Source organism: Oceanobacter sp. ABM4_470 (genome assembly GCF_056158645.1).
The window spans coordinates 97501-123444 of record NZ_JBSWTR010000001.1; the positions used below are offsets into that span (position 1 = coordinate 97501).

At 55.0% G+C, this 25944-nt stretch carries 18 protein-coding genes and 2 rRNA genes (1 of these 20 only partly in view); 18 read left to right on the forward strand and 2 right to left on the reverse strand.

The features are described from left to right. The 13 genes from ACXADJ_RS00405 to ACXADJ_RS00465 form a co-directional block, all read left to right on the forward strand. Positions 1 to 2496, forward strand: a 23S ribosomal RNA gene (locus tag ACXADJ_RS00405) (it extends 388 nt beyond the left edge of the window). A gap of 185 nt (positions 2497 to 2681) precedes the next feature. Further along, positions 2682 to 2797: ribosomal RNA gene (gene rrf / locus ACXADJ_RS00410) — 5S ribosomal RNA — on the forward strand. A 746-nt stretch (positions 2798 to 3543) separates the two neighbouring features. Then, positions 3544 to 4299 (forward strand): SDR family NAD(P)-dependent oxidoreductase, encoded by a 756-nt coding sequence (locus ACXADJ_RS00415; RefSeq protein ID WP_475061855.1) that lies wholly within the window; start codon positions 3544 to 3546, stop codon positions 4297 to 4299. Between the two features lie 79 nt (positions 4300 to 4378). Continuing rightward, positions 4379 to 5506, forward strand: coding sequence for a WD40/YVTN/BNR-like repeat-containing protein (locus ACXADJ_RS00420; protein WP_475061857.1), 1128 nt, complete (start codon positions 4379 to 4381; stop codon positions 5504 to 5506). A 2-nt stretch (positions 5507 to 5508) separates the two neighbouring features. Beyond that, positions 5509 to 7935 (forward strand): efflux RND transporter permease subunit, encoded by a 2427-nt coding sequence (locus ACXADJ_RS00425; RefSeq protein WP_475061859.1) that lies wholly within the window; start codon positions 5509 to 5511, stop codon positions 7933 to 7935. 3 nt (positions 7936 to 7938) lie between these two features. After that, positions 7939 to 8484 carry a carboxymuconolactone decarboxylase family protein gene (locus tag ACXADJ_RS00430; protein WP_475061861.1) on the forward strand — a complete coding sequence of 182 codons (546 nt, stop codon included), beginning with the start codon at positions 7939 to 7941 and terminating at the stop codon, positions 8482 to 8484. Between the two features lie 337 nt (positions 8485 to 8821). Further along, positions 8822 to 9646 (forward strand): helix-turn-helix domain-containing protein, encoded by an 825-nt coding sequence (locus tag ACXADJ_RS00435; protein ID WP_475061863.1) that lies wholly within the window; start codon positions 8822 to 8824, stop codon positions 9644 to 9646. Between the two features lie 348 nt (positions 9647 to 9994). Continuing rightward, positions 9995 to 11017, forward strand: coding sequence for a TRAP transporter substrate-binding protein DctP (gene dctP / locus ACXADJ_RS00440; RefSeq protein ID WP_475061865.1), 1023 nt, complete (start codon positions 9995 to 9997; stop codon positions 11015 to 11017). Positions 11018 to 11094: 77 nt separating this feature from the next. After that, the gene (locus ACXADJ_RS00445) at positions 11095 to 11634 is read left to right on the forward strand and encodes a TRAP transporter small permease (protein WP_475061867.1); all 540 of its coding nucleotides are present in this window, start codon (positions 11095 to 11097) and stop codon (positions 11632 to 11634) included. Positions 11635 to 11644: 10 nt separating this feature from the next. Continuing rightward, positions 11645 to 12934, forward strand: coding sequence for a TRAP transporter large permease (locus ACXADJ_RS00450; protein WP_475061869.1), 1290 nt, complete (start codon positions 11645 to 11647; stop codon positions 12932 to 12934). A gap of 288 nt (positions 12935 to 13222) precedes the next feature. Then, positions 13223 to 14197 (forward strand): TAXI family TRAP transporter solute-binding subunit, encoded by a 975-nt coding sequence (locus ACXADJ_RS00455; protein ID WP_475061871.1) that lies wholly within the window; start codon positions 13223 to 13225, stop codon positions 14195 to 14197. 123 nt (positions 14198 to 14320) lie between these two features. After that, entirely contained in the window at positions 14321 to 16939 is a 2619-nt protein-coding gene (locus ACXADJ_RS00460; protein WP_475061873.1) for a TRAP transporter permease, read from the forward strand. Continuing rightward, positions 16932 to 17372, forward strand: a complete 441-nt coding sequence (locus ACXADJ_RS00465; protein WP_475061876.1) for a universal stress protein — start codon at positions 16932 to 16934, stop codon at positions 17370 to 17372. Before ACXADJ_RS00460 ends, ACXADJ_RS00465 begins: the two co-directional genes overlap by 8 nt. Before the next feature lie 92 nt (positions 17373 to 17464). On the opposite strand, the gene ACXADJ_RS00470 is transcribed toward ACXADJ_RS00465, so the two are convergent. Then, the gene (locus tag ACXADJ_RS00470; RefSeq protein WP_475061878.1) at positions 17465 to 18367 is read right to left on the reverse strand and encodes a MurR/RpiR family transcriptional regulator; all 903 of its coding nucleotides are present in this window, start codon (positions 18365 to 18367) and stop codon (positions 17465 to 17467) included. A gap of 190 nt (positions 18368 to 18557) precedes the next feature. Here ACXADJ_RS00470 and ACXADJ_RS00475 point away from each other — a divergent pair, with 190 nt between their 5' ends. From ACXADJ_RS00475 to ACXADJ_RS00485, 3 genes are read left to right on the forward strand one after another with little or no spacing between them, the layout of a single operon-like run. Beyond that, positions 18558 to 19352, forward strand: coding sequence for an enoyl-CoA hydratase/isomerase family protein (locus ACXADJ_RS00475; RefSeq protein WP_475061882.1), 795 nt, complete (start codon positions 18558 to 18560; stop codon positions 19350 to 19352). Positions 19353 to 19354: 2 nt separating this feature from the next. After that, entirely contained in the window at positions 19355 to 21502 is a 2148-nt protein-coding gene (locus ACXADJ_RS00480) for an acetate--CoA ligase family protein (protein ID WP_475061886.1), read from the forward strand. Next, positions 21495 to 22328 (forward strand): enoyl-CoA hydratase-related protein, encoded by an 834-nt coding sequence (locus ACXADJ_RS00485; protein ID WP_475061888.1) that lies wholly within the window; start codon positions 21495 to 21497, stop codon positions 22326 to 22328. Before ACXADJ_RS00480 ends, ACXADJ_RS00485 begins: the two co-directional genes overlap by 8 nt. An 86-nt stretch (positions 22329 to 22414) precedes the next feature. Here ACXADJ_RS00485 and ACXADJ_RS00490 read toward each other — a convergent pair whose 3' ends face one another. Then, positions 22415 to 23239: a carbon-nitrogen hydrolase family protein gene (locus tag ACXADJ_RS00490; RefSeq protein ID WP_475061890.1), complete on the reverse strand. Its 825-nt coding sequence runs from the start codon at positions 23237 to 23239 to the stop codon at positions 22415 to 22417. A 573-nt stretch (positions 23240 to 23812) separates the two neighbouring features. Here ACXADJ_RS00490 and hisD point away from each other — a divergent pair. After that, on the forward strand, positions 23813 to 25093 hold the full coding sequence (gene hisD, locus ACXADJ_RS00495; protein ID WP_475061894.1) for a histidinol dehydrogenase: 1281 nt from the start codon (positions 23813 to 23815) through the stop codon (positions 25091 to 25093). After that, positions 25093 to 25902 (forward strand): SDR family NAD(P)-dependent oxidoreductase, encoded by an 810-nt coding sequence (locus tag ACXADJ_RS00500; protein WP_475061896.1) that lies wholly within the window; start codon positions 25093 to 25095, stop codon positions 25900 to 25902. The genes hisD and ACXADJ_RS00500 overlap by 1 nt, the downstream gene beginning before the upstream one ends. Positions 25903 to 25944 lie beyond the last annotated feature (42 nt).

Below are 25944 nucleotides of genomic sequence, written 5' to 3' on the forward strand. Positions count from 1 at the left end.
ACATGGGGGGACCATCCTCCAAGGCTAAATACTCCCAGATGACCGATAGTGAACCAGTACCGTGAGGGAAAGGCGAAAAGAACCCCTGTTAGGGGAGTGAAATAGAACCTGAAACCGTGTACGTACAAGCAGTGGGAGCCGACTTTGTTCGGTGACTGCGTACCTTTTGTATAATGGGTCAGCGACTTAATGTATGTGGCAAGGTTAAGTGTTAACGGAGCCGTAGCGAAAGCGAGTCTTAACTGGGCGAACAGTCGCATGCATTAGACCCGAAACCGGGCGATCTATCCATGAGCAGGTTGAAGGTGCCGTAACAGGCACTGGAGGACCGAACCCACTCCCGTTGAAAAGGTAGGGGATGACTTGTGGATCGGAGTGAAAGGCTAATCAAGCTCGGAGATAGCTGGTTCTCCTCGAAAACTATTTAGGTAGTGCCTCGGACGAATGCCACTGGGGGTAGAGCACTGTTAAGGCTAGGGGGTCATCCCGACTTACCAACCCTTTGCAAACTCCGAATACCAGTGAGTACTATCCGGGAGACACACGGCGGGTGCTAACGTCCGTCGTGAAAAGGGAAACAACCCAGACCGCCAGCTAAGGTCCCAAAGTTACAGTTAAGTGGGAAACGATGTGGGAAGGCATAGACAGCTAGGAGGTTGGCTTAGAAGCAGCCACCCTTTAAAGAAAGCGTAATAGCTCACTAGTCGAGTCGGCCTGCGCGGAAGATATAACGGGGCTCAAACTGTACACCGAAGCTGCGGATGCCATTTATGGCATGGTAGAGGAGCGTTCTGTAAGCCGTTGAAGGTCAAGGTGTGAACCAGGCTGGAGGTATCAGAAGTGCGAATGCTGACATGAGTAACGACAAGGGGAGTGAAAAACTCCCCCGCCGGAAACCCAAGGGTTCCTGTTCAACGTTAATCGGAGCAGGGTTAGTCGGCCCCTAAGGCGAGGCTGAGAAGCGTAGTCGATGGGAAACAGGTTAATATTCCTGTACTTGTTTGTAGTGCGATGGGGGGACGGAGAAGGCTAGGCCAGCACGGCGTTGGTTGTCCGTGTTTAAGCTGGTAGGCAGAAGACTTAGGCAAATCCGGGTCTTCAATGCCGAGACGTGATGACGGTGACTCTACGGAGTCCGAAGTGGTCGATGCCATGCTTCCAGGAAAATCCTCTAAGCTTCAGCTACAAACGAACCGTACTCTAAACCGACACAGGTGGGTAGGTAGAGAATACCAAGGCGCTTGAGAGAACTCGGGTGAAGGAACTAGGCAAAATGGCACCGTAACTTCGGGAGAAGGTGCGCCGGTTAAGGTGAAGGACTTGCTCCGTAAGCTTTGACCGGTCGAAGATACCAGGTGGCTGCAACTGTTTATTAAAAACACAGCACTCTGCAAACACGAAAGTGGACGTATAGGGTGTGACGCCTGCCCGGTGCCGGAAGGTTAATTGATGGGGTTATCTTCGGAGAAGCTCTTGATCGAAGCCCCGGTAAACGGCGGCCGTAACTATAACGGTCCTAAGGTAGCGAAATTCCTTGTCGGGTAAGTTCCGACCTGCACGAATGGCGTAATGATGGTCACACTGTCTCCACCCGAGACTCAGTGAAATTGAATTCGCGGTTAAGATGCCGCGTTCCCGCGGCTAGACGGAAAGACCCCGTGAACCTTTACTACAGCTTCACAGTGAACTTTGAATTGGCTTGTGTAGGATAGCTGGGAGGCTTTGAAGCGAGGACGCCAGTTCTCGTGGAGCCAATCTTGAAATACCAGCCTGGTCAATTTGGGGTTCTAACTCAGGTCCGTTATCCGGATCGAGGACACTGTGTGGTGGGTAGTTTGACTGGGGCGGTCTCCTCCAAAAGCGTAACGGAGGAGCACGAAGGTCGGCTAATCCTGGTCGGACATCAGGAGGTTAGTGCAATGGCATAAGCCGGCTTAACTGCGAGACAGACACGTCGAGCAGGTACGAAAGTAGGTCATAGTGATCCGGTGGTTCTGTATGGAAGGGCCATCGCTCAACGGATAAAAGGTACTCCGGGGATAACAGGCTGATACCGCCCAAGAGTTCACATCGACGGCGGTGTTTGGCACCTCGATGTCGGCTCATCACATCCTGGGGCTGAAGCCGGTCCCAAGGGTATGGCTGTTCGCCATTTAAAGTGGTACGCGAGCTGGGTTTAGAACGTCGTGAGACAGTTCGGTCCCTATCTGCCGTGGGCGTTTGAGATTTGAGAAGAGCTGCTCCTAGTACGAGAGGACCGGAGTGGACGAACCTCTGGTGTTCCGGTTGTATCGCCAGATGCATTGCCGGGTAGCTACGTTCGGACGGGATAAACGCTGAAAGCATCTAAGCGTGAAGCCTCCTTCAAGATGAGATCTCACTGGTACTTTAAGTACCCTGTAGGGCCCTGGAAGACCACCAGGTTGATAGGTCAGGTGTGTAAGCGTTGTGAGGCGTTGAGCTAACTGATACTAATTGCCCGTGAGGCTTGACCATATAACACCCAAACTTGTTTGGAGTGACAAGCAAGGCACTGAAGAAAACAGTGTGAAAGATACGAACAAGCAACCGCCGGTTCGCAAGAGAATCTCAATTAAACATCATGTATCCAACCCTATTTGGTGAACGTTGCCGCCCACAATCGTGAGTGCGTAAGACAACAAAAACACCAAACCAGTTTGCTTGACGACCATAGAGCTGTGGAACCACCTGAATCCTTTCCGAACTCAGAAGTGAAACGCAGCATCGCCGATGGTAGTGTGGGGCTTCCCCATGTGAGAGTAGGTCATCGTCAAGCTTCTATTTAAAGCCCCAGTAGCGAAAGTTACTGGGGCTTTTCTCGTTCTGGGGATCTCTAAAACACCGCGACATCAGAATGAGACTAAACTTGCGACTGGGGCATTAAATGGAATACGTGGGTCTCTGTTACTGATATCGGGCCCATGTGACAGGTGATGCACCGAAGGTGCCAGCCTGGAGCGCCGCCGGCGTGGCGAAGCCAGACAACGCGCAGCGTTGGACTCATTGAGGTCATCGTCTCTGTTGACCCAAATACCCTCTGTAAAAAATCTAAAGCTCAACCCATGCGGGCGCCCCGTCGGAGTGCCGCTTCACCGCGCTCCCAGAAACAACAGTCATGCCGGAGTGCCGTCGGAGTGCCGCTTCACCGCGCTCCCAGAAACAACAGTCATGCCGGAGTGCCGTTGGAGTGCCGCTTCACCGCGCTCCCAGAAACAACAGTCATGCCGGAGTGCCGTTGGAGTGCCGCGCCGCTGTGCCTCGAGAAGTCGTGCTCTCAGACGGGGATCAGTACGTCTGAAGCTAACTCCCCCCAACCTTTCCTCAGCTTCTGTGAAGCCCCTAAACGTCCTCTTTCCTTCACAAAACCCTCTTTCCTGTAAGAACTTTATATCCACCATTTGGATACCTTGGATTAAATCAAACGATTTTTTGGATGCCTCAGCCCAGTGATACCTTGAATGCATAGGTACTCCCCACCGTTACCTGTCATGGGAACGGTGATAAGAATAAGAAGGCAATTCCATGCAGAAGCAGATTTTCAAAACCCATCAGGGGCGTGTTGCATTGATTACTGGTGCAGCGGGCGCATTGGGCTCTCACTTTGCCCACCGGCTGGCTGAAGCCGGTTGTGACCTGGCACTGACTGATATTCAAATGCCCGATCAGACCATTGAGTCACTGATGGATACCGGTGTACGTATCTATGCCGATGCCGTCGATCTGGCGGATGCCGACGCCGTGGCCGAATTCGCAAATGGTGTGCTGAAGCAGTTTGGTCATTGCGACATTCTGGTGAACAACGCCGCTTACATGCCTCTTATTCCATTCGAAGATCTTACGTTGGCAGAGTTTCGCAAGTTTGAAGCCATTAACGTCGAAGCTTCTCTGGTGCTGGCGCAAACACTGGCGCCATCCATGAAGGCCCGTAATTACGGCCGTATTGTACAAATTGGTTCCTCTACTACCGGTGATCCTCGTCCGGGCTTTGCTTCCTACATCACCACCAAGATGGCGGGCGTTGGCCTTGTTCGCGCTTTAGCAGCCGAGTTGGGTGCCTTTGGTGTCACCGCCAACGTCCTGCATCCGGGCCTGACGGCCACAGAAAGCTCTCGTAAACATTTGCCGCAAGCGCTGTTTGATGCAGTGAAAGACTTGCAGCTGATCAAGCGCACGGAAGTGCCAGAAGATCTGGTGGGGGCGCTGGCGTTCCTGACGTCAGAAGAGTCGGGCTTTATCACCGGTCAGGCCATCAACTGTGATGGTGGCACAGCCTTTTAAGCCCCTAGCCGATGTGGCCGTGCTGCTAGGCGGCCAATCCGATCCTGTGCTCTTGGATAAAAATAACAAAGGAGCCGTTATGAAAAATCTCCAATCTGGCGCCCGCAAGGCGTCGTTGATGCTGGCCATGGCCGCTGCCATGACGGCCACGGTTGCTGCTGGCGCCAAGGGTATTGTGGCGGCCAATGAAGCCATCGCGGAACCCGATAGTCTACCGGCTGTGACGGTTAGTCACGCTACCCATGCCGCGGTGCTCGACACTACTTCGGCTGGTGAACGTCTGGTCGCTGTAGGCGAACGCGGTGTAGTGCTGTTTTCGGATGATCAGGGCCAGAGCTGGCAACAGGCGCAGGTGCCCTCCAGTGTGACTCTTACGGCCGTTAGCTTTGCTGATGACAAGAACGGTTGGGCAGTCGGCCATTATGGTCTGGTGCTGCACAGCAGTGACGGTGGTGAAAGCTGGCAAGTACAACTCGATGGTGCGCAGGCTGCACAGTTGGTGCTGGCTGAGGTCGAGAAAGTCACTGCTGACGACACAAGCCGTAAAGCCAAGCGTAAGTTATTTAGCGCCAAACGACTGGTGTCCGATGGCCCGGACAAGCCGTTTCTGGATGTCTGGTTCGCGGATAGTCAAACCGGTTTGATCGTTGGAGCTTACGGCCTGGCGTTCCAAACCCGTGATGGCGGTGACAGCTGGCAGCCACTGATCAGTCATATCGAAAATCCGGGTGAGCGTCACCTGTACAGCATCGCCGCCGATGCCAACAACATTTATCTGGCCGGTGAAGAGGGACTGCTATTTCGCGCCTCACGTAATGCAAACCTGGCATTCGAGCGTCTTTATTCCCCTTATGGCGGCAGCTTTTTCACCATCAGTGCCAGCAACGACGAGTTGGTGGTTGCTGGCCTGCGTGGCAATGCCTTTGTATCCCGTGATCAGGGGGATTCCTGGAACGTGCTGCAGTTGCCGTCCGAAGCTTCGGTGGTCGATTCCGAGATGAGTAATGGCGGTGAGCTGATGCTTATCAATCAGGCCGGTCAGTTTCTGATTGCCAGTCGCAACGAAGTTTACGCCACGCAGGTTGGGGTAGAGCGGGGTCTGGCGCCGACAGCGATTCTGTCAATGAGCGACGGCCGGGTGCTGTTAAGTGGGTTGCAGGGAATGACTGCGGTCTCCCTGTCCGATGAGCGAATTTCGAGTAACTGATTATGCATTCCAATAATGACCTCGATCTGGCGCCAGTCGGGCTGGATCAATTCGACAAACAATCCGGTAATGCGCTGGAGCGCTTGCTGTTCAACAACCGTTTGGCGGTGATCATCCTGTGTGTGCTGGTCACCATCGGTTTGGGTTGGCAAGCCAGTCAACTGAAGCTCAATGCCAGCTATGAAAAAACCATTCCGACCACTCACCCGTACATCGCCAACTTCCTTGAGCATCAGGAAGACCTGACGGGTCTGGGTAACGCGGTGCGTATCGCGGTGGGCAGTCATTCAGGATCTATCTACGACGCTTCCTACATGCAAACCCTGCGTGAAATCAGCGACGAAGTATTCTTACTGCCGGGCGTTGACCGGGCTGGTTTCAAATCGCTCTGGACGCCTAATACCCGTTGGATTGGGGTGACGGAAGAGGGGCTGGAAGGCGGCCCGGTGATCCCGGATGGTTACAATGGTTCCGATGCCAGCCTTGCCAGTTTGCAGTCAAACATTGCCCGCTCCGGTGAAATCGGTCAGCTGGTAGCGCTCGATGGTTCTGCTTCGGCAATTTTTGTACCGCTGCTGAGCACCTTGCCGGACGGCAGCGCACTGGACTACGAAACTCTGTCAATGCAGCTGGAAGACATTCGCAGTCGCTACGAGCAGAACGGCACCAGCATTCATATCACGGGTTTTGCCAAGATCATGGGAGACCTGATTGATGGCTTGTATGAAGTGCTGACCTTCTTCCTGATCTCGATCGCCATCGTTACAAGCATTGTGTTCCTGTACACCCGCTGCTTTGTGTCCACCAAACTGGTGGTTACCAGCTCCTTGATCGCGGTGGTGTGGCAGCTGGGGCTGATTTCGGCGCTGGGTTACAACCTCGATCCATACTCCATGCTGGTGCCTTTCCTGGTGTTTGCCATCGGCATGAGCCACGGTGCCCAGAAGATGAACGGCATCATGCAGGACATCGGCCGTGGCGCGCATAAATACGTGGCTGCCCGTTACACCTTCCGCCGCCTGTTTATGGCTGGCCTGACGGCGCTGTTGGCTGATGCCGTGGGCTTCGCGGTGTTGCTGGTAATCGACATTAAAGTGATTCAGGAGCTGGCCATTGCGGCATCGTTGGGCGTGGCGGTATTGATCTTCACCAACCTGATTCTGCTGCCGGTACTGCTGTCTTATACGGGCGTTAGTAAGAAGGCCGCCAAGCGCAGCTTGCGTGCTGAAGAACGCGAAGAAAAAGCCGCGCTGTGGGCGCTGCTCGACAAATTTACCCAGCGTGGTCCGGCTGCCATGGCGATTGTGGCAGGCGTGGTGGTTGCCGGTCTGGGCTTCTGGGGTTCCACACATCTGAAAATCGGCGACCTCGATCCGGGCGCCCCGGAGCTGCGTCAGGACTCCCGCTACAACCAGGACGTCGCCTTTATGGCCGACCACTTCGGCGCTTCCAGTGATGTGTTCGCCATCATGGTGGAAACCCGTGGCAGCGCTGGTTGCGCCAACTACGATGCCCTGCGCCGTGTAGATGCGCTGGAATGGCAACTGCGCCAGTTGCCGGGTGTGGTGGCGACCAACTCGCTGGCGATGATGAACCGTCGGGTACTGACCGGCCTTAATGAAGGCAACCCGAAGTGGTTCGAGCTGATCAAGAACCAGTCGATGCTGAACTTCATTACCGCCTCGGCTCCGCGTGGTTTGTACAACGACGCCTGCACCATGCTGACGCTGTTTGTATACCTGGCCGACCACAAGGCCGACACCCTGACCCGCATTGTGGATCACGTGGAAGCCTTCGCTACGGTAAACAACAGCGACGAAGTCACCTTCAAGCTGGCGGCAGGCAGTGCCGGTATCGAAGCTGCCACCAACATCGTAGTGAAGGACGCCTGGCGCGACATGCTGTTCATGGTGTACGGCGCGGTAATTCTGCTGTGCTTCATCACTTTCCGCAGCTGGCGTGCCGTGATCGTGGCGATCCTGCCGCTGATGCTGACCTCATTGCTGGCTGAAGCCTTGATGGTCGCACTGGGTATGGGGGTGAAGGTTGCAACCTTGCCGGTGATCGCTCTCGGTGTGGGTATTGGCGTTGATTACGCTCTTTATATCCTGTCGGTCACTCTGACCCGTATGCAGGCTGGAGAAAGCCTTTCGGATGCCTATCAGCACGCGCTGTCTTTCACCGGCAAGGTGGTGCTGATGACGGGGATGACGCTTGCTGCTGGCGTGTCCACCTGGGTGTTCTCGGTGATCAAATTCCAGGCCGATATGGGCATCCTGCTGGCCTTCATGTTCCTCTGGAATATGGTCGGCGCTATGGTGCTGCTGCCTGCATTGGGCCACTTCCTGCTACAGGGAAAAGTTAATCGTCAGGCCCCTGATAACGTTCAGCCAATCACTGCCAACAACACCGCAGTACAGGGAGGCTGAGCCATGCCAAGGATTCCATACCTGACCGATGCCGACCCTGAAAACGGCGAATTCGCCGACCTGATTCAGTCCATTCGCAGCAAGCGTGGCGGCCAGCTGCTGCACATCGACCGCATGTTGATGCACAGCCAGCCGCTGATCAAAGGCTGGGCCGCTTACCTCGGAGCCGTGCGTAACGACCTTGAAGTAGACGCCCGTTATAGAGAGCTGGCGATTCTGACGGTCTCGGCCCGCAACAGCACCGCTTATGAATGGCATCATCATAAAACGCCGTTTCTCAACGCCGGTGGTAACGACCACCAGTATAAGGCGCTAGCACAGCCATTGAGCGCGAGAGACAACAGCAAGCTGTTCGACCCGTCTGAGCGGGCGGTGATGACCCTGGCACTGGAAATGACCGACCAGCCACAGGCGAGCGAAGACACCGTCCACGCTGCCCGGGCAGCGCTTGGTAGCGACAAGCAAGTGGTGGAGCTGGTGGCGTTGATCGCCGCCTACAACATGGTGAGCCGGGTGATTAACACTCTGGATATTCAGGTGGAGCCGTAGTTTTCCTCTGAGCGGTGCGCAGTGCGCACCCTACAGGCTGGAGGTATGACTCGCACAGATTGCTCAATGGCTGGATGTTTGACGAGTTCCTACTCAGAGCATGGGAAAAGAAATACCGGCGTTGTGCAGCAGGCTTCGCGAATGAATTCGCTCCTACACAACCCCGGTGCTTGCTGAAAACGGCTTTCAGGGTGTGCACCGCGCACCAAACAAAACCCTTACAGCTCCTTCCTGTTATTCGTTAGGCAGCCATGGGTATCGCCCGTGGTCGTGTATGCAGAGACAACTTCGCATACACTGGTCGCTGATTAACGAAGTATCCGGAACCTGCTGTCTGATGAGTAAAGAAACCCTCGCGCTGAATCTGCGCTTGCTGTGTCGCTACAAGAAATCGATCTCCGATGCCTGCCGTGAACTCAGCATTAACCGTCAGCAATTCAATAAATACCTCAGTGGCAAGACATCTCCGTCTGGCAACAACCTACAAAAGATTTGTGATTATTTCGGTCTGGAAGAGCACGAAATCTGGATGGAGCATGATGATTTCACCCGCTTGCTACGTGCCCGTCCCGTCAACGAAAGCCCGACTATCGCCTCTCGTCCTGAGATCGAATGTTTTGATCAGCTGACCAGTCGGGCGCCGGAAGACCTGTCGAAGTACGAAGGTTCTTACTACATCTACTATTATTCAACTTCCTATCCAGACCAGATTCTCAAGGCCTATGGTGTTTTGTACGCCGATAACGGCAAGCACTACTTCAAGTGGATCGAACGGCTGTCATTGCAGAACAGCAGTGCCAGAGACGGCTTCGTCTACAAGATCAAGGGCATGGTGATGGGGATGGGCAACCGGATTTTTATTTCCGGTTACGAGCAGGTACTGGGTAATGAGCTGATCCACGTTACTCTGTTTCCAACCTACAAAAATCGCGTCTCACAACTGGCTGGTCTGATGATGGGGGTCTCCGGTTCCGATTCCCGTGAACCGGTTTGCCAGCGGGTCATCCTGTCCTTTCTCGGCAAGGCCGTCAGTCATAAGCAAGCACTAGCCAGCTGCGGTATCTACGCCCCGGATACCGACCAGATTGAAGCCGGTATTCTTGAGCGCATTCGTAACGATGTTGCCCCTGGCGAAACCGTTTTCCGGGCTCGACCACTCTGAAACACGTAACATATCAACTGGCCAATACGGACACTTCGGGCGGGAAATTTCTCTCGTTCAATTGACATTCGTATGGCTCTGACGGCGCTTTCCAGCGCCCTCTCAAGGCGCAAGCAACTAGACGCAGAAAGAGCATAAAGTAGCTTCAGTTTGCCGCAAGCCGCGAAATTGAACCCGCCAACTCGGCAAGCCTATAGTCGATAACAGAACAGAGATTCAGGCGCCTGTTTCTGCTCTGACCACTGATGAGGGATGTCACTTCGACATGTTACTGGCTGGTTTAACCATACCGGGTTAAAGCGGTTGGAGCGGCATAACAACGACTACCGAAGATTGGAGTAACCGCGAATGATGTTGCTGAAAACCATGGGCAAAAGCCTGAACAAGATTGCACTGGCTGGGGTAACGACCGTTGCATTGGCCAGCTCACTGTCTGCCAACGCTGCTGACCTGCGCTTGAAGTTTGCTGGCACTTTGCCTGCTGATAGTCAGGGCAGCAAGCTGATGAAGCAGATCGAAAAAGACATTGAAGCCGCTGACGTTGGCCTGAAGGTATCTGTATTCCCTGCCAACCAGCTGGGCTCTGGTGAAGAGCTGTTTGAAAGCGCCATTCGCGGTAACGTCGATATGGTTGCCGGTTTTATTTATTCCCACAAAGACCCGGTGCTGGAAATTGCCTCGCTGCCGTTTCTGGTCAGCAGCTGGGAAGAGATGGATCAGGTGATGATGTCGCCGGACTCCCAGTTCAACCAGATCATGTCTGAGCGCCTCGATGGCCTTGGCCTGAAGCTGATGAACAGCATTCCTGTAGGATTCACCGGCATTGTCGCCACCCAGAAGCCGGATGATTGGGCCGGTATGGGTGAGAAGGGCATGAACATTCGGGTCTGGTCGTCCGAGTTGATGAAAGAAACCGTTGAATTGATCGGTTATCAGGCCACCACCATGGCGTGGGGTGACATCTTCCCGGCACTGCAATCCGGAATCGTTGATGGTGCCCTGTGTTGTACCAAACAGGATGCCTACAACATCTTTGCCGTCAGCGATGTTGGTAGCTACTACGTCGCCAACGACACCATCACCGACACCTCGTTCTACTACATCTCAGCCAAAACCTGGAACAAGATGAACGCCGATCAACAGGCCGTGGTAACCAAGGCTTTCAACAAGGCCGCCGGTGACTTCTTCGCCTGGAACAAGGCCAACGATAACGAATTTCGCGACAAGCTGATTGCCAAGGGTTACGAGATTCTGGAGCCGACAGACGCCCAGAAGCAGGCCATGAAAGCGGAGGTTCGCGCCAAGGTATGGCCAATGGCTGAAGCAACTGTTGGCAAGGATGTGCTGGAGCGTCTGCAGTCAGCCAAATGATTCGTCCCTAAATGGCGGCAGACCGGTCTGCCGCCTGAGTTTTTATATTCCTCCCGCAGCTTTCACCGGATATTTCTATGACTTCTCTGGCAAACCACTTTACCGGCTGGCCGCATCGGCCGCTCAACCTGCTGATGAAGGTGCTCAATGCGATCCTGATCAGCTCTGGCATCGTTATGGCGCTGACATTCTTTATGGTGGTGCTGCTGCGCTACCTGTTTCAGGCCGACCTGTTTGCCTATGAAGAATGGCTGATGATGATTGCCTTCTGGATGTTCTTCAGTGGCAGCGCCATCGCCACCCATGACCGTCAACACGTCACTGCTGACATGCTCGGCTTTATGATCAAGAGCCCGCGCTTGCTGCTCTGGCGTCGACTTTTGGTTGAGTCACTGGAGCTGCTGATTCTGTTGGTGCTGAGCTGGTGGGGCTGGTTGATGATCATGGAAAGTATCGAAGCTTATCCACGCTGGCAGCAAACCGTCGCACTAAAGCTGCCGTTTATCCTTCCCCGCAGCGGTATTTTCATTGGCCTGGCTCTGATGGCCCTGTACACCGCGCTTCACCTGATCGTACTGGTTCGTGAGCTTCGAACCGACTCTTCGTCTGCACAGTAACGGGTGTTTTATGATTATTCTTACGACGTTTTTGATTCTGTGTGTGCTGCTTCTGTTGGGTGTCAGCGTACCTTTGGCCTTTGGTGGACTGCTGATTTATCTGGCCTTTGTTGGTGGCTATGACGTTACCGGTTTCCTACCCACTGGCCACTGGAAAATGAATTCGTTGGTATTGCTGGCGATTCCATTGTTCATCATTGCCGGTGCGATCATGGAGAAAGGCAAGATCGCCGCGCCGCTGGTGAATCTGGCTGAATTGTTTGTCGGTCACCTGAAGGGTGGTTTGTCTTCTGCGGCCGTAGTGGCCAGCGGCATCTTTGGCTCCATCTCTGGCAGTGCCAACGCCACCCTGACCTGTATTGGCAGCATCATGATGCCGCATCTACGCAAGGCCAATTATCCACAAGGGTTGTCGGCGGCATTGATCGTCAGTGCCAGCCCGCTGGGGCTACTTATTCCACCCAGTGCCTCACACATTCTTTATGCCTGGGCAGCACAGCAATCGGTGCTGAAGGCATTTCTCTCGACGGTGTTCCCCGGCATTATCCTGATCACCTTACTGTGCCTGGTGAATTACCTTTGCTTGCGTAACGTACATGACCTCAAGCTGGGTGAAAAATTGAAGCCTTTCAATTTGGCTCTACGCAGCCGTTCATTCAAGGCGCTGCCCGCGATGACCATGCCGTTGATCATTCTTGGCGGTATCTACGGTGGCATCATGACGCCGGTAGAGGCGGCCGGCCTGGCTGTCATCTACGCCATCCCGATTGGTATTTACGTTTATAAGGGCATGACCTGGAGCACCCTGATCAGCACCATGCGCGGTGCTGGTGTGACCATTGGTGTGGTGATGATCATGATCTTTATGGTGTTGATCGTCAGTCGTTTTCTGGTCTTCGAAGACATTCCGGGCATTGCTCAGGATCTGGTGTATTCGGTATCGGAAAACCCGATTGTGATCCTGCTGATGGTGAATCTGGTGCTGATCCTGATTGGCATGTTGATGGACGATATCAGCGGCTTGCTGTTGTCGGTGCCGCTGCTGTTACCGATCGTACAAAGCGTGGGCATGGACCCGATTCACTTTGCTGCGGTTTTGGGGGTCAACCTTGGCATGGCCAATATCACGCCACCGACAGCACCGCTTTTGTATCTGGGCTCCCGGGTTACCGAAACCCCAGTGAACGAGATGATGAAACCAACGCTGATTCTGATTCTGTTTGCCTGGTTGCCCACCCTGATGCTGACAACCTTCATTCCGGAGTTGTCGCTTTGGTTGCCTGAACTGCTGCTGGGTTAGTAAATACCTTGCTATGACGCTGGTTATACCTGACGGATAGCCAGCGGATATCCTGCCTTATACCTCGCTGGTTTAACTGTTCTCCTGCATTTCCCTGATTAGTACACATTTGTGTCATTGGGCTCACATTGTCGACACAATCGTACCTATCGTTGTTTACAAATAATACAAGTGATCCGTATATCCAGGTCACGCAATACAAATGTGTCTTGTCATCGGATCCGGACAAGTCCACTGCTGTATCGCACCTTGCGAGATTCCTCCATTTGACTAACAGGTGTTATGAATATGTTGAGAGCGACCAGGATTGCAGCGATTGCGCTGACTGCTTCACTCGGTTTTGCCGCGTCATGGGCAGCACAAGCGGATACCAAACAATTTGTTTCCATCGGTACCGGCGGTGTGACCGGCGTGTACTACCCGGCTGGTGGTGCCATCTGCCGTATGTTGAACAAGGGCCGCAAGGAGCACGGTATTCGTTGCTCGGCCGAATCTACCGGTGGTTCGGTATATAACGTCAATACCATCCGACAGGGCGAGCTGGAGTTCGGCGTGGTGCAGTCCGACATTCAGGCTGCCGCCTACAATGGCAACCGCATGTTCGACGGCAAGCCATACAAGGAATTGCGTGCGGTATTCTCGCTGCATCCTGAACCGATTCATCTGATGGCGCTGGCAGGTTCCGGCATCAAGTCTTTCGAAGATCTGGAAGGCAAGCGCGTCAACATTGGTAACCCGGGTTCGGGTCAGCGTTCGATGATGGAAATGCTGATGGAGAAGGCAGGCTGGACCAAGGACTCGTTTGCCATCGCAGCAGAGCTGAAGTCATCCGAACAGGCGCAGGCACTGTGTGATAACAAATTTGATGCTTCTTTCTGGGCGGCAGGTCTGCCAAATGGCTCGGCGCAGGAAGCCACTACCACCTGTGACATCAAACTGATCCCGATGGACGGCCCAACCTCCAAGGCGATGCTGAAAGATATCCCGGCCTATTCTGTTGCCACCATTCCGGGCGGTATGTACAAAGGCAACGATACTGAGATTCCAAGCTTCGGTCCAAAAGGTACGCTGGTGACATCTACCGACGTACCGGATGAAGTGGTTTACCAATTGGTAAAAGCAGTGTTTGAAAACTTCGACTCCTTTACCTCGCTGCACCCGGCATTTTCTCGCCTGACACCAGAAACCATGGTCTCTACTTCGCTGGTTGCTCCACTGCATCCTGGGGCCGCCAAGTACTACAAGGAACAAGGCTGGCTGTAACTCTGGCGATCTTTGGCCCCTGATTTCTTCAGGGGCTGATTGTCCGGCGCGACAGTGTGGAGCTGCCGGCCGGGCTTCCTGTTATTCAATCGGGTGCGACAGCGGTCGTGCTGAGGAAACCTTATGTCTACGGATTCTGGGCTGAAGAAGGGTGCAACAATGCAGCAGCTGGAAGACATGGTGGCAGCAGCAGACACGGGTAATCGTCTGCCTGTCGGTCGCATCTCCATGTTGGTACTGCTGCTGGTACCGCTGATCTGGTCGCTGTTTCAACTCTGGATTGGCTCTCCCTTGCCTTCTACCTTTGGTATCGGCTTTATGAACGATACCGAGTCGCGCTCGTTGCATCTGGCTTTTGCCGTGTTCCTGGCGTTTATAGCTTTTCCGGCTTTCAAAGGCAGCCCGCGCGACCATATTCCCTTGTTGGACTGGGCGCTGGCGTTACTTGCGGCATTCTGTGCCGGGTATATCTATCTGTTTTATGAATCCCTGTCGTTGAGGCCGGGTTTGCCGACCACCATGGATCTGGTCGTCGCCGGCGGTGGCATGGTGCTTTTGCTGGAAGCTGCCCGCCGTTCGCTGGGTCCGCCATTGATGATTGTCGCGTTGTGCTTTCTGGCTTATGTATTTTTTGGTGACAGTTCGGTATTGCCGGACGTGCTGCAATGGAAAGGCGCTTCGTTTCAGAAAGCCATGTCACATCTGTGGCTCACCACCGAGGGGGTTTTCGGTATCGCGCTCGGAGTGTCGTCCGGGTTTGTGTTTCTGTTCGTACTGTTTGGTGCCTTGCTGAACTCTGCAGGTGCCGGCGAATATTTCATCAAGGTGGCGTTTTCGCTGTTGGGGCACATGCGCGGTGGGCCAGCGAAGGCTGCGGTATTGTCGTCGGCCATGACCGGCATGATCTCCGGCTCTTCCATTGCCAATACCGTGACGACAGGGACGTTCACTATCCCGTTAATGAAGCGTCTGGGCTTCAGTGCTGACAAGGCCGGAGCGGTAGAAGTATCGTCTTCTATCAATGGCGTGATTATGCCACCGGTGATGGGGGCGGTGGCCTTCATGATGGTCGAGTACGTGGGGATTCCCTACATTGAGGTGGTCAAACATGCCTTCCTGCCCGCCACTATTTCCTACATCGCTCTGCTCTACATCGTCCATCTGGAAGCGGTAAAGATGGATCTCCAGGGCCTGCCAAGAGCAACACCGCCACGGCCATGGAAGGTGCAATTACTGCGCAGCGGCCTGATTACCTGCAGCAGTATTATCCTGCTGGGGATGATCTATTTTCTGGTCGAAGCCATCAAGCAATGGCTACCGGAACTCAGTATTGGACTGATTCTTCTACTGATAGTGGCGGGCTACACCGGGCTGGTGAAACTGGCTTCCGGCGAGCCGGACCTTGCCGCCAGCAGTGCTGACGACGATGAGGTTTTGCCGGAGTTTTCTCGCGTCTACAAAACCGGTTTGTATTACCTGGTGCCGTTATTTGTGCTGGTGTGGTTCCTGATGGTTGAGCGCAAGTCGCCGGGCCTGTCGGCATTCTGGGCGACGATGCTGATGATTTTTGTATTGTTGACCCAGCGACCACTGAAAGCCTGGTTCCGTAACAGCGGCGATTGCCGTCAGCAGTTTTTTATCGGCCTGAAAGATCTGTTTAACGGTCTCAACGACGGTGCGCGCAATATGGTGGGTATCGGGGTGGCAACAGCTACCGCAGGCATTATTGTCGGTACCGTAACACTCACAGGGATCGGCGGCGTGATGGCCGACTTCGTTGAGCTGATTTCCGGTGGTGTACTGATTCTGATGCTGCTGTTTGTGGCGCTGATCAGCATCGTTTTGGGGATGGGGCTGCCAACTACGGCCAATTACATAGTGGTGTCATCCCTAATGGCCTCAGTGGTGGTTGAATTGGGTGCCCAACAGGGGCTGGTACTGCCTCTGGTGGCGGTACATATGTTTGTTTTCTACTTCGGCATCATGGCCGATGTGACTCCTCCGGTGGGGCTGGCCTCGTTCGCGGCGGCGGCGATATCGGGCGGGGATCCCTTGAAAACCGGCTTTACCGCGTTCTTCTTTTCGTTACGTACTGCTCTATTACCGTTCCTGTTTATCTTCAATACCGATCTGCTGCTGATCGACGTTAACTGGTGGCAGGGCTGCTTTGTCTTTGTCACCGCCTTGATCGCCATGTTGTTGTTTGCTGCCGCAACCCAGGGCTACTTCCTTGCCCGCAATCGCTGGTGGGAAAGCGCGGCGTTGCTGCTGGTGGCATTCACCCTGTTCCGGCCGGGGTTCTGGCTCAATCAGGTGGAAGATCCATTTGAGCATCGCGATCCCCGACAGTTGGCCCAATACGTTGAAAGCCTGCCCGATCATGGCGAACTGAGATTGCGTGCCGAAGGCGAGACCCTCGATGGCAAGTTCGTGCAAACCACGGTGCTGTTCGATACAGGTGCCGCCGGTGGTCCTGGTGAGCAGCGTCTGACGGCCGCAACGGGCATGGAGCTGGTAAACAACGATGGTCTGATGCAGGTCGATAACCTGACTTTCGGCGGTGCTGCTGAAAAAGCCGGACTCGATTTTGACTGGACCATCACGTCGATCGAAGTGCCAGCCGAGCGTTTCGCTAAACAATGGTTCTATCTGCCGGCATTGCTGTTGTTGACCCTGGTTGTGGTTTGCCAGCGGCGGCGGCGTCCACAGCAACAACTGTCAGGAGCAAAGGCCTATGTATAAGCGTATTTTGTTGGCGGTCGATCTCAATGATGAATGGTCATGGCGTCATGCCTTGCCAGTGGCGGAGCAACTGACGCGAACTTTCAGTGCTGAGCTGGAGCTGATCTCGGTAATCCCCGATGTCGGCAACGCCTGGGTCGGTTCCTTTTTCCCGAAGGGGTTTGAGCTGAAATTACTGCAACAGCATGAGCAGCGGTTACAGCAATTCGTGGCAGACCATGTGGCCACCGAGCTGACAGCCAGCAGCCATCCAGCAGAGGGCAGGGTGCACGAGGCGATTTTACGGCGAGCAAGTCAGTGGCAGGCTGACCTGATTGTAATGGCCTCGCACAACCCGTCATTGGGACACAGTTTGATGGGACCCAACACCAATCGGGTGGTCGACCGCAGCCATTGCTCGGTGATGGTGGTGCGCCAGCCGGACCCGGCCTGAGTCTCATTGGCTCCTGCAAGTGCTCTCGATTCACCAACGTAGAGCAGCGGCCTGAAGCAATGCTTTCGAAGCTTCAGGCCGGTTGTCGAGCGTTACTTACGGTAATAGCCGCCCAATCGCCGCAGATTGTTTTCAAAGCGATGGATGTTATCGACCATTCCTTTGTCGCCCAACGCCACGCATTCCCCCAACAGTGCTTCAACCAGGGTAATTGACGCCACAATACTTGGGAAAAAGTGCGGAGTATCGGTATCTACCGTAAAGGTAAAGGCTGCACCGGATGCCAGTGGAGAACGGATATCATCGGTGATGGCGACCAGCTCTGCGCCGGATTCATGGATTATCTCAACCGACTTCACTGTTTCGATGCTGTAAGGATCGGAGCCGAACGCTACGACCACGTCATCGTCACCAATTTCAGCCAATTCACTCAACAGGTTGCCCTCCTGACCACGAATCAGGCTGATGTGCGGAAAAGCAATCCGGCCGACATAAGCAAAGTGGTGGGCGCAGGCGAAGGTATCGCGAAAACCCAGTGCAAACACCCGCCGCGCCGAGACGATACGCCGTGCTACCTGCTGCAGTTTCAGCAGCGTCTCATCATTGAACAGCTTTTCCATATCCGCCATGGCTGACATCGCGTACTGCTGGAATTGCTGGCCACTACTGTCGCCGGAATTCTGCTGGATCGACTCGATGCGAGTACCAAAGCTGACGGCAGGCTTGCTGTGAACGGCTTGCTGAAACACCTGGCGAAAACTGTCATAGCGATCAAATCCCAGGCATTTGGCTAGCCGGGTCAGCGTGGAGGGCGTGACATCCGCCGCCGCCGCACTTTTACGAATCGACAGCAGGGCCACGTCAACCGGGTGTTCAACCACGTAGTCAGCGGCCTTACGCAGTTGCTCCGTCAGGGTCGGATACAGAGAGGAAATCGCTTGCAGGGCGCTTTCGGCATCTGAAATGGTGCTGTTGGAAGTGGAGTCTGACGACATGCTGGGCCTTTCCCTGCGCTGCTAAAAAGAAAAGCCAGTTTAGAGGATTGGTACAGATTGTTCACTTCTGCTGTTGATTCGATACATTTGTCTTGCAATGAAACGAATGTGCTATTTATGATTTAATTTAGGTTCAAATGTACCTAAGTGAGAAACACACCCCTTTCATAGCCTCAGGCTGGGACCTTCTATGCCATTGCCAGAATTTGAAACCCTGATTTATTCACGCGACAGCGGCTACGCCACGATTCGCTTTAATCGCCCGCATCGACTTAATGCTGTGGTTGAGCAGTTCTACACCGAGCTGCTGGCAGCGTTGGCATTGGCGGAGGCTGACCCGGAAATGCGGGCAGTATTGCTGACAGGCGAGGGCCGGGCGTTTTGTGTTGGCGCCGACATGAAAGAGCACGGTGCAGGCGAGCGTACGGCATACCAGCGCCGTCAGTACCTGCAATTGGGCAATGATGTTTGTGAAGCCATTTTCCGGCTCAATATTCCGGTCGTGGCAGCGATCAATGGCTATGCGCTGGGTGCCGGTGCGGAAATGGCCTGTGCTTGCGATTTTGTACTGATGGCTGAGGATGCCCAGATTGGCTTCCCGGAAGTCAGCATCGGTACCTGTGTGGGGGGCGGTGTGACCCAATTCCTGCCACGTCTGGTTGGACTGGCCAAGGCGCGGGAACTGATTTTTACCGGTCGTCGCATCAAAGGTGCCGAAGCTGAGGCCATGGGGCTGGTGCTTCGGAGTGTGGCTGGCGATAACTTGCTGGCAGAAGCGAAGGCCTTTATTGCCGAACTGAGCAGCCGGGCACCGGTATCGATGTCACTGGTGAAGCGCTTGTTGAACGATGCGTCGGCGACCGACCTCGATTCGCAGCTGCGTCATGAGCTGGATGGCGTGTTTATGTGTACTACCACCCGTGACTGGCAGGAAGGCGTCGATGCTTTTGCTGACAAGCGTGCGCCAGTGTTTCAGGGGAACTGACCATGAAGAGTGAATTGCATGCGTTCCTGACCCCGGGCTCCATCGCCATCATTGGCGCATCCGCTGACCCGACCAAGCGTGGCTACAAGGCCATCAAGGGCCTGATCGATGGTGGCTACGAGGGCAATATCTATCCCATCAACCCCAAGGCCGACAGTATTCTTGGTTACAAGGCCTTTGCCTCAATCACCGATCTGCCGGTGGCGGCGGATATGGCCCTGTTCTGCACCCCGGCCAAAACCATTCCGTCCTTGTTAGCCGAATGTGGCAAGAATGGCGTCAAGGGGGCAGTGATCCTGGCCAGTGGTTTTGGCGAGGTAGATGCGGCCGGTGCCGCGCTGGAACAGCAGGTACTCAATGCCGCCAGAGAGGCCAATATTCGTCTGGTTGGCCCGAACACCTCCGGCATGTTCAACCTCCACAAGAAGGTCAATCTGCTGGGATTGGATAACGTCAAACCCGGCGATATCGGCATTATTTCGCAGTCCGGCAACATGCTGCTGGCACTGGCTCTGGAAGCCGAAGCCAATGGTCATATCGGGTTCAGCAACTACGTAGGACCGGGCAATCAGACTGACGTCGACTTTGCCGATTATCTGCAGCTTCTGGGCGAAGATCCGCACACAAAAGCCGCGACCTTCTATGTTGAAGGCTTCAAGCGTGGTCGGGCTTTCCTCGACGTTGCCCGTGACGTGACCCGGGATATGCCGGTAGTGTTATACAAATCCGGCTCTACCGAAGCTGGTCAGAAGGCCGCCAGTTCCCACACCGGCTCGCTGGCGGGGAGTTACACCATGACGGTCGACCTGTTGCGTCAGGCCGGGGTGAATGTGGTGAGCCGATCCGACGAAATCCTGCCGGTAGCCAAGGGCCTGAGCCTGATGCAATTTGCAGCGGGCAAGCGGGTCGCGGTGCTGGCCGATGGCGGCGGTCAGGCAACCATTACCTCAGACCGACTTTCAGAAACCGGGCTGGAACTGGCGCAGTTGTCAGAGACCACCCGTGCAGCGCTGAAGGAAATCCTGTTCCCACAAGCGTCGTTAGTGAATCCGGTAGACGTGGCGGGCAGCACCGATGCCAATCCAGGCCTGTTAGCTGACTGTATGCGCATCCTGGAACAGGACCCGGGCGTTGATATGGTGTTCCTGGTGGGGATGTTTGGTGGCTACGGCATTCGCTTTGCCAGCGAACTGAAGGTCGAAGAACAACAGGCCGCCGATGACATAGCGGCACTGGCGAAGGCATCAACCAAGCCTCTGGTGATCTACAGCTTGTATGCCCATGTGAAGCCGCAACCATTGGCCAGTATGCAGCAGCAGGGCGTGGCGGTATTTGATTCCATCGAACACGCAGTGCAGGTGATGAAAGCACTGGCTGAGCGCGGTCAGTACATGCAGTCGCTGGCCAATACCGAGCTGCCTGGAGCCGTAACCGCGACATCCGCCGCTGGCGATATGTTTGCAACGGCGCGTCAACAAGGCCGTGACCTGTTCGAGTTCGAAGCAAAATCACTGCTGCGTCAGTACGGTGTCGATGTGCCGGAAGAGCGTATCTACAGTGCAGGGCAGTCGCTGACTGATGTAGAACAGGTGTTCGGTAACCAGCCTCTGGCGATGAAAGTGGTATCACGGGACATTCTCCACAAGTCCGATGCAGGTGGTGTCAAACTCAACCTCTCGGGTGTCGCGCAACTGGAACAGGCGCGAGCGCAAATTCTCGCTTCTTGCCGTGCTTACAAGGCCGATGCCGAGATCGAAGGGGTACTGGTGACACCAATGGCCCGCAAGGGCACAGAGGTCATCATTGGCGTCAGCCGTGACCCGGTATTTGGCCCAGTATTGATGTTTGGTCTCGGCGGTATTTTTGTCGAGATTCTGGAAGACGTCGCCTTCCGTTCCATTCCGCTCAGCCGTCAGGATGCGCTGGGGATGATTAACCAGATCAAGGCGCGCAAGATTCTTGAAGGGGCCCGTGGTGAAGCGGCGGTCGACAAGAATGCATTGGTCGAACTGCTTCTCAAGGTATCCGCCATTGTGGATGGTCATCCGGAAATCGCCGAGCTGGATTTGAACCCGGTGATTGCCTACGACGATGGTTACGCTGTTGTGGACGCCCGCATCATTGTTGAACAGGAGGCTTCAAATGTCTGATCAAACAGTTTCCAACGTGGCATTGCCATCCCTGCAGGATGCACAACTGACGCTAGAGAACCGCATCGCCATACTGACGCTCAATCGCCATGATGTGCGTAACGCTCTGACCGGCACGGCGCTGGTGGATGACATTGTCGCGACAGCCGAATGGATCAACCGTTGCCCGGAAGCCTCGGTACTGGTGATTACCGGTGCCGGATCGGCGTTCTGCGCCGGTGGCAATATTCACGAAATGGCCAATCGCAGTGGTGACTTTGCCGGTGATGTTGCTGAAGTGGAGGCCCGTTACCGGGCCGGCATCCAGCGCATTCCGTTGTCATTGCAGGCCGTTGAGGTGCCGATCATTGCGGCGGTCAATGGCGCTGCTATTGGTGCCGGGTTCGATTTGGCTAATATGGCTGATATCCGTATTGCTTCGGAAAAAGCCCGCTTTGGTGAGACCTTCCTCAATCTGGGAATCATCCCCGGTGACGGCGGAGCCTGGTTTATGCAACGACTGATCGGTTACCAGCGTGCGTTCGAACTGACTCTTTCTGGCCGCGTGGTGGATGCACGTGAAGCCGAGCAAATCGGCATTGTGCTGGAAGTGGTCGAAGCCGATGCATTGATGCCTACAGTGATGAAACTGGCCCAGCGTATTGCCAGTCAACCAGCCAAGGCAACACGCCTGACCAAGCGCATGATGAAGATGGCCCAACGTATGGAACTGAAGGATTTTCTCGATCTGTGCGCCTGCTTCCAGGGCATGTGCCACAACGAGCCGGAGCATCTTGTCGCGGTGCAGAAGATGATCGACAGCATGGCGTCGAAAACGTCTGGTTGAACGGAGTCTCCCCAGGACCGGTCAGTCTCCCGGTCTCTTTCCGTTACCGCCCCGGATATTCCGGTGGCGGTTTTTTCGTATTTCGGTCAGCTTTGTTTGACTGCCAGTACGCTGTAGTCGGCAAAGGCATCCTTGCGGAACGGAATCTGTTCGCGCACCTGACGCAGGGTTTCGGCATCAGGTTCGATCACCATAAAGCTTTCGTCTTCGCCCATGATGTCGGTTTGCACACTATCGTCGACCCAGGGCGGACAGAAAATGGAGTGGCCAAAGTGGCTACCGGCGCGGTTAAGGCTGAGAAAGTAGACCTGATTTTCCAGCGCCCGGCTGACCACAAACTGCTGCCAGGAATGGAATGAGCAATCCTGCGCAAACGCCACCGGGTGCAGCAGCACATCAACTCCCAGTTCACGGCAGTAGCGACGACTCAGTTCCGGAAAACGTATGTCGTAGCAAATCAGCAAACCAAAGCGGACGCCGCCGATATCAAAGGTCGTCAGGTGATTACCACGACTGAAATAGTTGGCCTCGGAGGAATCTCCGTATTCGGCGGTGTGCAGTTTGTCGTAGTGGGTGAGGTAGTCGCCGTTGGCATCCAGCACCACCTGACTGATGTAGGTGTGGTCGCCGTCCTTGCGGGCGATACCGTAACAGACGGCAACCTGATGCTGCTGGCAAAATCGTGCAAACAATTGCTGGGTTGGCCCACCGAGAGGTTCGCTGAACTCTTCAATGTTGTTGAAGTTGGGGGTGGAGTATTCCATCACCGCCAGCTCCGGCAGCGCGATCAAGTCGACCTGCGCGGTTTCCGCTCGTGCGCTCAGACGCTCAATCACAGCTTCAACGTGCTGCAACTGCTGCTGCTTGTTCGGCGTAGCAGGAATCTGTATTTGCGCGGCGAGAATTTTCATAACTCTGCTCCCAAACGGTCTGCTAATGGGCAGACGGTGAAATCCAGTGGTTATTTAATCCAAGCGCTGGGGGCGAAAACAGATTCGCACTGTTGGCCCTGATGGCGTTGTTTTGAGCTGATAGGGCGTCAGTTGGCTCACATCCTGCGATCGAATTGGCCATTCCTTACAGACTGCTTGTGCATCCTCAGCCGAGCTGGCTCGCCCTTGTAACAGAGTGGCTGGTGAATACTTCTTATTGGTTTTTACATATCGGTAAAATGGATAGATTGGATTAAACCAAACGATTTCAGGGATGCTTCAGCACGGTGATACCGTGATTGCCATTGAATTACCCGCTCCCGGCCTGACCGTGAAATAACAACAATAAGCGGAGTTCCAAGGGCATCACTGTCGGTATGAATGGCTTCCCTGTAGCTATACCGGTTTTGCCTGTCGCCTGTCCCCTCTGATGTCTCCGGGGTGTTGTTTCACGGTCTCGCAAGAGAGCACGACTTGTTCAAGTCGCCCGAGCAAGGTGTGTCATCTGATCTCGGTCCGAAACAAAACAACAAAAACCGATGAGGGTTACTCATGATCCAGTACATCAAGAAAGGCGCGGCGGCTGAGACCAAAGCGGAAATGAACACCCAGGTGCGTGGCATCGTTGAAGGCATTTTGGCCGACATCGAATCTCGTGGTGACGCTGCGGTGCGCGAATATTCCGAGAAGTTCGACAAGTGGTCGCCGGAGTCTTTTCGTTTGAACGATTCGCAGATTCAGGAAGCCATCGCCCAGGTGCCCGCCAGCACCATCGAAGACATCAAGTTCGCCCAGGCGCAGATCCGTCGCTTTGCTCAGATCCAGAAGAGCACCATGCACGACGTCGAGATCGAGACGCTGCCCGGCGTGGTGCTGGGCCACAAGAACATTCCGGTGAACTCTGTTGGCTGTTACATCCCGGGCGGCAAATACCCGCTGATCGCGTCTGCGCACATGTCTGTGCTGACGGCAAAAGTGGCTGGTGTTAAGCGTGTGATCGCTTGTGCGCCGCCATTCAACGGTGCGCCATGTCCGGAAATCGTGGCTGCCATGCACATGGCCGGTGCCGATGAAATCTACTGCTTCGGTGGTGTTCAGGCGGTTGCGGCGATGGCGATTGGTACTGAGTCCATTCCTGGCGTCGACATGATCGTTGGTCCGGGTAACGCCTTTGTGGCCGAGGCCAAGCGTCAGCTGTTCGGCCGAGTGGGTATCGACCTGTTCGCCGGCCCAACCGAAACCATGGTGATCTGTGACGACACCGTCGATGCCGAACTGGTGGCGGTAGACCTGCTGGGTCAGGCGGAACACGGCCCAACTTCTCCGGCTTACTGCGTGACCACTTCGAAGAAGATCGCTGAAGAACTGCCAGCGGCCATCGAGACCGTACTGGCCCGTCTGGAAACCCGTGATGTAGCGGCCGTTTCATGGCGCGATTATGGCGAGATCATCCTCTGTGAAACCGACGAAGAAATGCTGCAAGAGAGTGAGCGCTTGTGTTCCGAACACGTTCAGGTGATGACCAAAGACCCTGACTGGTTCCTGGAGCGCATGACCAACTACGGCGGTCTGTTCCTCGGCGAGCGCACCAACGTGTCTTATGGCGACAAGGTGATTGGTACCAACCACACTCTGCCTACCCAAGGCGCTGGCCGCTACACTGGTGGTCTGTGGGTCGGCAAGTTCATCAAGACGCACACCTACCAGCGCGTGCTGACCGACGAAGCCTCTGTAATGGTGGGTGAATACTGCTCACGTCTGTGTAACGCCGAACACATGATGGGTCACAAGGAGCAGGCTGACATCCGCGTACGTCGTCTGGGTAACAAGTAATGGTGGCCCCGGTGATTCGTGAGCTGGACGGTACCGAGCTGCAAGGCAAAGTCGCTGTCGTCACCGGTGGCAGTGGCGGTTTGGGAGCCGCCATCTGTCAGCGTCTGGCACAGGCCGGGGCTTCCGTGGTAGTGGGCTACAACAGCTCGAAACAACCGGCGGAAGAGCTGGCCGAGCAACTGCCGGTAGTGGCTTCACATGCTGCTGACCCACACTGTGCCTTGGCGGCGCCGGTTACTGACTCCGCTGCCATGACAGTACTGGCTGAACAGGTGTCAGAGCGCTATGGCCGTTGCGACATTCTGGTGAACTGCGCGGGTACTACACGCTACTGCGCCCATGACGATCTGGATGGGCTCGACGACGAGCTGCTGGATCGCATTCTGGCCACCAACGTCCGTGGCCCGTTTGCCGCGACCCGGGCCTTCAAGACGCTGCTGCAAAATAGTACCGAACAAAGTGGCATGGCCAGTCTGGTGGTGAATATATCGTCCATTGCCGCCGTCACCGCGATGGGGTCGAATGTGATCTACTGCGCCTCCAAGGCCGCGGTCGACAACATGACCAAATCACTGGCGCGAGCACTGGCGCCGCAGATTCGGGTGGTGTCGGTATCACCGGGCCTGGCCGACACCGATTTTGTAAAACAGATGGACCAGAGCTGGCGCGATGAACAATCTGAGCGTACGCCATTAAAACGATTGGCGGCACCGGAAGAAGTCGCCGATGCAGTGATCGCGGCGGCGGCGTATTTGACCTTCACCACCGGTAACATCATTGCTGTGGACGGCGGTCGACCGCTGAGTTGATTAAGGTCGTCGGACGTCTGACGCGGCGGTGCGTTGTAGGAG